This window comes from Pseudoalteromonas sp. S558, assembly GCF_005886635.1.
Taxonomy (GTDB): domain Bacteria; phylum Pseudomonadota; class Gammaproteobacteria; order Enterobacterales; family Alteromonadaceae; genus Pseudoalteromonas; species Pseudoalteromonas aliena.
Genome location: NZ_PNDU01000217.1, coordinates 1 through 5,301, shown reverse-complemented (window position 1 = coordinate 5,301; position 5,301 = coordinate 1). Strand labels below are relative to the sequence as shown.

Here is a 5,301-nt window from a genome sequence, read left to right as displayed (position 1 = left end):
TATCCAGAGTTCAGGTTAAGTTATGCCATTAGTGGCTAATACGCTGCGCCTGCACAGTACAACTTAATCCTTTTTCGGCTATGTTTAGGCACGCATCTTTGAGCATCACAGACTCTGTTTTATCGTAAGCAAGCGCTAATACGTAGCGATTTAAAACGGTATCTTTCACATAAAAAGGGCTCTGTTTTACAACGCCAGATACATTTTTTTTAATCAATTGATAGTATGTTTTAAGTATTGCTAATGACGAAAAGTCACCAATATTAGCAATATAGCCCTGCGTTTGTGCTTTTTCTTTTAACGTAAAATCAACGCCAACTAACACATCCCCTTTTGCTGATAAATCAACCTGTATCTGTTGTGTGTTTTTTAGTGATTTTCGCTCTTTAAACCCATCATCAATGACCGCTTTATATTGCCCTGGGCGTAAGTCAGTAAATAAATAATAGCCGTCGTAGGCAGCTTGAGTTTGCGCAACCTCTTTACCCGCTTTATCTAAAAGCTTAACGGTTGCGTAAGGCTCAATTTCACTGGTATCGCCAGTTTGCTTGTAAACCGTTCCTTCTATTTCACTGCTATTATTTAATGGTATTTCCATGTATTCAACAAAGCCTGCACGTGGGGTGATTGAAAATCCTTCTGTGGCTGCAATATAAAAGGGATCAGGCAAGCTATCTGTATCTATAACAATATCGGTAGTTAAATTAGCGGGCATACCGGAGAGCAAAGCAATACCGTTTTCATCACTAAGGCCTGTACGATAATTTTGTAGCCCTTTTACTTTAACGCCTTCAATATTTTCATCATCTTGGTCAAATATACCGTTATTATTGTTATCGAGGTATACATGCACCATAAGTGAGCCGGCCTGAACCAAACTACGTCGATTTAAAAAGTAATCATTATTTACAGTGTCGTAGCCCAAACTAAAGCGGCCAAATAAACCAACACGCCAGTTATCTTCACTGTCGTAATTAAAATTACTATTAATGCTAAACAATTTAGCCTGCCAGTTTAATCCAAGTTCAGCGTATTTAATATTATCATCTAACTGGTGAGTTAATTTTAGCTCTGCTTGTAAATTGGGAGAAAGCGAGCGGCTAAATTCGGTTTCGTAGCTTGTAATTTCCCCCTCAGGCTCTAAAGAGTAGTTAACTCCTAAACGCGTGCTAATTCGGCCAAAACGCTTTTGTAACAAGCTACTGCCAAAAAATCGATCGTTATCGGCCCACTGTAAACTGTTATTAAATGAATACCCTGCAATTGAGTAATTTAAAATATTACCCAACCTTAATACACTGTCTTGTGTGTCGTTAGTGATATGTGACGCAGTATTTTGATAGCTTAAACGGCCATATTCATTTTGCATTACATTACCCGATACAAATAACTCGTAAGTACTTGAGTCATCGAGAGGGCCATCTTTGAGGTTTTTATTTAAAAGCTGTGATGCTTTACGCATGCTAAAACGCACTGATTGCTCTGCAAATTCACTTCTAACTGCAATTTCGAGTTCGTCTTCGCGATTATTGTTTTGTTCATAGTCTAAGTTAACGAGTACTTTATTAAAAATGCTCAAATTTGAACCAAGCGCATAGCGATGCTCGTCGTCGCCATCGTCGCTACTAAGCGTAGATAACCCAGAATAAACCGATAAATTATCAGTGATCCCGCGCTCATAACGCCCTGACAGTAACCACCCATCCTGAGCATTAACTGATGTTGAATGGTTAAGTAATTGCTCACCTTCTTGAGTGAGTGAGACTTCGTAAAAACCTTCACCTTCTTCTAAGCTATTGCCATCAACTAAGTATTCTTCAACTTTTCGCTCTACTTGGCCTTGCGGGCCATAAAAAATTAATTCAAAGGTATTTGCACCAAAGAGTAAATCTATATTTTCGAATAAATAACGCCCGTCAGGTAAGCTCAGTTGTTGATCTATTAATATTTTATTTCGATAAAGCTCAACATCCCAACCGGCTTGAACGGCGCCCGTTAGGTTTATTTGATTGTTATTTACTTTTTTGTATAGCGGTTTGTTATTAATCTTAATGCCACGCGCATAATAACTGCTAAAGTTGCTGCCTATTTGAGTAGCAAGCACATCACCAAACTGCACATTTGTAGCCCCAAGAGGCCCAAGTAAGCTAGCGTGTGTGTCTTGCCGACTAAACGACAAACGAGAGTCGCTAATTAAATTCCCTTCTCTTCCTGCTAGGTAATATTCAGCATTAACATAAGCTAAGTCTTGCGAGCCTAAAATGGAATAGTTTAAGGAAGTATTATTTTTGGTAGCAGAGTAACTAAGTTGTAAATCGGCCACGGGGTTTGAACTTGCTTGATAAGGGCTCGCTTTCCAAGGCAAGGTAGGGACTAAGTGATCTAAGCTAGCATTAAACTTTCGCTGCTCTCGTTGTAGCTTTTGTTCAATAGGTAGTTTCACTTGAGGGTCTAGATACAGCTCTAAAGAATTAAAATCAAGTTTAAGCTTTAATGCAAACCATGCATTAAGCTGCTCATAATCAATAAATATATCGCCAGCATCAATATAATAATCTTGCTCATTGAGTGAGTAAGCCACCCCATTAACAAATACTTTTTGCTCATTTAGGTTCATCTCAAATTGATTATTAGGGGAAATAAACCAACCTTTTGCAGTTAAACTTTCGTTATTAACAGTGATTGCAAAATTAAGCTGCTCAAACACGCTATTTAGTTCAATCCATGCGCCATTTTCGCTTTTTATAGCAGTTAACTCGCCTAAATAATATTTGCGTAAATACGCTGAGAAAAACAACAGTTCACCTACTGGGATCCCCATATTTTGCGCTTCAAAGTCATTTGTAATAGAACCTGTATTTACTTTAGCAATGTCATTAATTTGCTCTTCGGTTACTTTTTCCCATTTTTTTTCAATGTTAAACAGAGTGTTATACAAAACATCGGTTTTATTTTGCGTTGCATGTGCTGCAAAGCCTAATACAAAAAGTACTAAGCCAATAACTAATGTATAACGTTTGAATAAAATCAGTTTAGTAATCCCACTGAATTAGCGTTTAGATTAACGGTTTTTTCTGCAAATATTACACCTTGATACTCTCGAAGGCCTGAATATACAATCCGTAATTTACCAGCACCACTAATTACATTTTTTTCAAAGAAGTTGAGCGTTAGCTTAGCTAAAGGTACTTCGGCGTAAATACTGTAATCACTTAGCATAGATACCTTAATCTCTTCGCTCGCATTATTTGCTTTATAAAAAGCGTCTACTTTACCAAAAGCGCTGTAGTTACCCTTTCGGGCTAGTGATACAAGCAGCGCGTTATTTTGCTCATTTTTTACCAGCTCGATTGCCTCAATATTAACTTGAGGCTGTATTGCACCTTGGCGCAAAATAACGGGTATTGAGTAACTTAAAATCATGTTGATTTTAATGCCCATTTTTGTCGATTTGCTTTTATCTTCGTTTGGTAATGCTTGGAATAATAAATGCGAGCGGTATTCTTTATCTGCTAAATTTTTGGGTTTTCGTAAGGCAAGTTTAACTATTTGACGCTCCCCTGGCGCTAATCGCACTTGTGATGGACTCATGCGGACCATGCTGCTAAGCGCAGTAGGACTTATTTGATCGCTAGGGTGAGTAATATACCCCCCTTCTGGTTTAGCGGTTTTTTCTTGCCATGACAAACGGTAAGTTCTGTATTCATCACCGTTATTTATTACGATTACTTTAGCAACTCTTTGGCGCTCATCAAAAGACACCCGTGTAGGGGAAATAAGTAAATCTGCATGGCTCGAAAAACTAATTAATAACTGGCAGCCATAGACGACTAAAATAAAAAACTTTAATAACTTCATTGTGATTATTTCTCTTAATAGGCAATTGTTATTTCAACGGTTGTTGAATAATTATCATCTAAGTAAAGCTGACCATCGCCGCTAGCACTTAGTTGTCCACCTATTTTTAAAGTGGCCATGCCATAGGCATTTGTGACTATTGAATTGGCATAAATTATATTATCAAGTGTAAACGCTGTCCCGCCATTGATTCGAGTAAGCGGTTGGTGAACTCCTGAATCTGTAATATTTATTTGAACGCGTGCCCCAAATCCCTCAAATAGCAGTTCTGCAGGGTATCCATTTCGCATTATGTGTATATTTGTTCCAGAGCTAGTACCGCTTGGTAGTAATGTGATTGAGCTGCTTGGTGTATTTTCAACAACCACAATTGTGCCAAAGCTAAGTGGCTCTAAAACGGTTACTTGAGAAAGTGCGTTTACGCTATAAAACGCACTTAGTAGTAAAATAGGCTTTATCATAAAAATGCCTGCTTATTAAAGCAGGCAATATTTCTTAATAATCCAGTAATAATGTGAATGTACCACTATAATCACCGTCAATATAATCACTAGCTGGCGTTGTAGCGTCTGTAGTAAGCGTTGCGCCTACATTAAATGTTGCAGCACCTGTTGAGTCAACTTGGATAGTAGTTGTAGCTACGCTGTTAGGTGTAGCGCCTGTAAGCACATAATACGTTGGCGTACCTAGAGTAAAACCAGCCGTTCCTGCAGGAGCGGTTACTGGTGAAATTGCACCTGTAATACCGGTACCGGTAATGCTAAGGGTCGCAAATGGTGAAACACCTGATACTGAAAACGAAGCCGGTGAGCCCGCAGCTAATACTGCAATTTCTGCTGCTGTCGCATCAGTAGATGCTGTTGTAGCAGCGGTTGCTGGGTTTGCAGCTAAAACTAAAGTGGCTGTTTCTGTCGCCGCTGTATCAGCGGTAGCGCGTATCGTTCCAAAGTCTAAGTCTGCTGTTTTAGTAAAAGTAAACGCATTTTGTACTTTTACGCCCGCGTTAAAGCTCGCAGTTTCAGCAGACACGTTAAGTGAGATTAGTGACAGTGCAGTAGCAATTGAGGCTATTTTAATTGATTGATTCATAGATATTCCTATTAGTTGTTAACTTACGTAACCATAACAGTCAGGTTAGATTAAGTATCGACCAATATCATTATAAATTTAGTATTTATTGGTATATTTTATTAATAAGCGTAAATAATTAGGACCTGTTGACCTTTCAGGATTAAAATTTGTTCAATCTAGGGAGAATTTAATCGCGGCGCGAGGTTTGTAACCTAGTGGGCTAAGTAAAAACCGAGCAACAAAGAGTAAATTGCCCCTAGGCAGAACCCTTCGGGCAGCGCATGTTTGGCATTTATGCTGCGTTATCGCCTATTTATGGGGAATAACCACACTACATAGGCGCTGCCTTGCCTAAATACCAACCCGCCTGCT

At 38.7% G+C, this 5,301-nt stretch carries 4 protein-coding genes; all 4 read right to left on the bottom strand.

What is annotated here, in order from left to right; genetic code table 11:
- Positions 1–28: 28 nt before the first annotated feature.
- Positions 29–2,938: a hypothetical protein gene (locus tag CWB66_RS14750; RefSeq protein ID WP_138585954.1), complete on the bottom strand. Its 2,910-nt coding sequence runs from the start codon at positions 2,936–2,938 to the stop codon at positions 29–31.
- A gap of 89 nt (positions 2,939–3,027) precedes the next feature.
- Complete coding sequence (locus CWB66_RS14745; RefSeq protein ID WP_138585953.1) at positions 3,028–3,858, bottom strand: fimbrial biogenesis chaperone; 831 nt, start codon at positions 3,856–3,858, stop codon at positions 3,028–3,030.
- A 14-nt stretch (positions 3,859–3,872) separates the two neighbouring features.
- Positions 3,873–4,319, bottom strand: a complete 447-nt coding sequence (locus CWB66_RS14740) for a DUF4402 domain-containing protein (protein WP_077537185.1) — start codon at positions 4,317–4,319, stop codon at positions 3,873–3,875.
- A 34-nt stretch (positions 4,320–4,353) separates the two neighbouring features.
- The gene (locus CWB66_RS14735; protein WP_077537184.1) at positions 4,354–4,947 is read right to left on the bottom strand and encodes a DUF4402 domain-containing protein; all 594 of its coding nucleotides are present in this window, start codon (positions 4,945–4,947) and stop codon (positions 4,354–4,356) included.
- Positions 4,948–5,301: the final 354 nt, after the last annotated feature.

Bases quoted from the DNA above. Each gene is read 5' to 3' on its own strand.
- CWB66_RS14735 (WP_077537184.1), bottom strand. From the start codon at position 4,947: ATGAATCAATCAATTAAAATAGCCTCAATTGCTACTGCACTGTCACTA.
- CWB66_RS14745 (WP_138585953.1), bottom strand. From the start codon at position 3,858: ATGAAGTTATTAAAGTTTTTTATTTTAGTCGTCTATGGCTGCCAGTTA.
- CWB66_RS14740 (WP_077537185.1), bottom strand. From the start codon at position 4,319: ATGATAAAGCCTATTTTACTACTAAGTGCGTTTTATAGCGTAAACGCA.